Below are 2,173 nucleotides of genomic sequence, written 5' to 3'. Positions count from 1 at the left end.
GGCCGCCGGGTCGACGGCGCCGCGGACGGTGCGCGCCGTCGCGGACAGGGGCGCGGCGGGGTCGGCCGGGTCGGCGCTCCCGCTGTCGGGCGCGTCGTCCCGGCGCTCGCGCTCCGGGGGAGCGGAGCCCGCAGCGTCTGGTGTCACAGCGTCTGGTGTCACAGCGTCTGGCCCCCGTCGACGTAGAGCGTCTGGCCGGTGACGTAGGACGCCTCGTCGGAGGCGAGGAAGGCCACCGCCTCGGCGATGTCCTCGGGCTGGCCGATGCGTCCGACCGGCGTGCGCTCGGCGACCGCCTCGCGGTAGGCCTCCGGCGTCATCCCCAGGCGAGCAGCCGTCGCGTCCGTCATGTCGCTCTGGACGAAGCCGGGAGCCACGGCGTTCGCGGTGATCCCGAACCGGCCCAGCTCCACGGCGAGGGTCCGGGTGAAGCCCTGCAGGCCCATCTTGGCCGCCGAGTAGTTGGCCTGGCCCCGGCTGCCGAGGGCGCTGACGCTCGAGAGGCTGATGATCCGGCCCCTCTTCTGCTCGACCATCGGGGCCTGCACGGCGCGCGAGACGAGGAAGGCGCCGCGCAGGTGCACCGCCATGACGGTGTCCCAGTCCTCCTCGCTCATCTTGAAGAGCAGGTTGTCCCGGGTGACGCCCGCGTTGTTGACGGCGACGTCGAGGCCGCCCAGCTCGGCCACGACCCGCTCGACCCCGCCGGCGACCGCGTCGGCGTCGGTCACGTCGACGGCGAGCCCGAGGGCCCGCGCGCCCGTGGCGGCGAGGTCGGCCGCCGCGCGCTCGGCGCGCTCGCCGTCGAGGTCGAGCAGCGCCACCGCGGCGCCCCCGGCGGCGAGGCGCCGCCCGATCGCCGCACCGATGCCCCGGCCGCCCCCGGTGACGAGCGCCACCCTGCCCTGCACGCCTGCCATGGCTTCCCCCTGCTCCGTCGCGGGTCTGCGCCGCCGCCCCGGGCGGGGCGACCGCGGGCACGGTAGCCGGGGCGGCGCGGGTCGACCTCGTGGGGCGACCCGCCGCTCGGCCTCCCACGGGGTCCACCGCGGCCGCGGCCGGTGGCCGCGCGTGTCCTGGTGGTCGCCAGCCACCGGTGGCACCAGGGTGGGCCCCATGAAGGTCCTCGTCACGGGAGCCAGCGGCAACCTCGGCACCGCGCTGCGCCGGCGCCTCGCCCGCGAGGACGACGTGGAGGTCGTCGGCCTCGTGCGGCGCCCGCCCGAGCCCTCCTCCGGTGGGCGCGTCCGCTGGGTCGGCGCCGACCTCGCCTCCCCCGCGTCGGTGCCGGTGCTCGAGCGCGAGATGGCGGACGCCGACGCCGTCGTCCACCTCGCGTGGCTGCTGCAGCCGAGCCGCGACGAGGCCGCGCTGCGCGCCGCAAACGTCGACGGCACCCGCCGGGTGGCCACGGCGGCCGCCGCCGCGGGGGTCCACCTCGTGCACGCCTCGTCGGTGGGCGCCTACGCCCCGCGGGCGACGCCCGTCCCCGACGGCGCCGCGGGCCCCGACGGGCAGCCGCGCGACGCCGTGGGCGAGGACTGGCCGACGACCGGTGTCCCGACGTCGCTCTACAGCCGCCAGAAGGTGGCCGCGGAGCGGGTGCTCGACGAGGTGCAGCGCGCCGTGCCGGGTGCGCGCGTCGCGCGGCTGCGGCCCGGGCTCGTACTGCAGGGCGACGCCGGCTCGGAGATCGGCCGCTACTTCCTCGGCGGGCTGCTGCCGCTGTCCCTCGTGGGGCGCGTCACCCTGCCGGTGCTGCCGCTGCCGGAGGAGGTCGTCTTCCAGGTCGTCCACGCCGACGACGTCGCCGAGGCGGTGCTGCGGGTGCTGCGCACCGGTGCGCAGGGGCCGTTCAACCTCGTCGCCCCGCCCGTCGTCGACCGGATGGACGTCGCCGCCGCCGTGCGGGCGCAGCGCGTGCCCCGGCTGCCGGCCCGGGCGCTGCGCGCCCTCGCGACCGCCACGTGGCGCGCCCGGCTGCAGCCGACCGAGGCCGGGTGGGTGGACCTGCTCACGCAGGTGCCGCTGCTGTCCTCCGCGCTCGCCCGGGCCGAGCTGGGCTGGGAGCCGGCCGTCCGGGCCCAGGACGCGCTCACCGAGCTCGTCGACGGGCTCGGCCGCGGCCGGGGTGCGAGCACCCCGCCCCTGAGGCCCCGCGGGGCCGTCCGCG

Annotated in this window: 2 protein-coding genes; one reads left to right on the top strand and one right to left on the bottom strand. The window is 78.5% G+C overall.

The genetic code is table 11. The features are described from left to right. Window positions 1-158: 158 nt before the first annotated feature. A complete protein-coding gene (gene fabG, locus HLB09_RS16125) occupies window positions 159-920 on the bottom strand; it encodes a 3-oxoacyl-ACP reductase FabG (RefSeq protein ID WP_171204328.1) in 762 nt (253 codons plus the stop codon). Between the two features lie 196 nt (window positions 921-1,116). Between fabG and HLB09_RS16120 the strand changes: the two genes are divergently transcribed. Next, window positions 1,117-2,173: NAD-dependent epimerase/dehydratase family protein (locus HLB09_RS16120; RefSeq protein ID WP_171204327.1), on the top strand; the 1,057-nt coding region annotated here is incomplete at its 3' end.

This window comes from Pseudokineococcus marinus, assembly GCF_013004605.1.
GTDB lineage: Bacteria > Actinomycetota > Actinomycetes > Actinomycetales > Quadrisphaeraceae > Pseudokineococcus > Pseudokineococcus marinus.
The sequence above is the reverse complement of the archived record's forward strand: the minus strand, read 5'-3'. Positions and strand labels throughout refer to the sequence as shown.

Excerpts from the sequence above, each read along its gene's own strand:
- fabG (WP_171204328.1), bottom strand. The coding sequence starts at position 920 with ATGGCAGGCGTGCAGGGCAGGGTGGCGCTCGTCACCGGGGGCGGCCGG.